The 535-nt window shown below is 45.0% G+C and carries 1 protein-coding gene; it reads right to left on the bottom strand.

The window, feature by feature from the left end; genetic code table 11:
* Positions 1-535: glycoside hydrolase family 2 TIM barrel-domain containing protein (locus GC102_RS27055; RefSeq protein WP_281367717.1), on the bottom strand; the 535-nt coding region annotated here is incomplete at both ends.

Genomic DNA, 535 nt, shown 5'->3' with positions numbered 1-535 from the left:
TGAATATATTGATCCTCTCTTTGGCCATAGTTATATCCGGTAATATCTACGGAATTGCTGTACCCGCCGTCATTCCACCCGTGATTCATGCAAGCTATGGTTGGGCGAGTAGGATCGATGACGTGCGTAATTCGTGACAAAGTATCCAACATGCGCGAGCCCATGATGGTACCTTCCAAAATTTCCTCGTTCTCCATGCTCCACATAATGACGGAAGGGTGATTTCGATCCCGATAGAGCACCTCTTTCAGGTTTGCAATCCCATCCGGAGATATATCTAGTTTCCTGTTCTCGTCCATCACGAGCATGCCGAGTCTATCACATAGATCTAGAAGCTCCGGTGACGGTGCATGGTGAGCACATCTGTAGGCATTACATCCCATTTCTTTAAGAAGTTTGATTTTATATTCCGTTACTTGATCGGGTAGAGCAACACCAACACCCGCAAAATCCTGATGATTGCATGTTCCTTTTATCAAATACGGCTTGCCGTTCAGAAAGAAGCCCTTGTCTGCAGTAAATTGTAATGTTCGTA

This window comes from Paenibacillus germinis (genome assembly GCF_013141785.1).
Taxonomy (GTDB): domain Bacteria; phylum Bacillota; class Bacilli; order Paenibacillales; family NBRC-103111; genus Paenibacillus_E; species Paenibacillus_E phytorum.
This window is presented reverse-complemented; position numbering and strand designations above follow the sequence as displayed.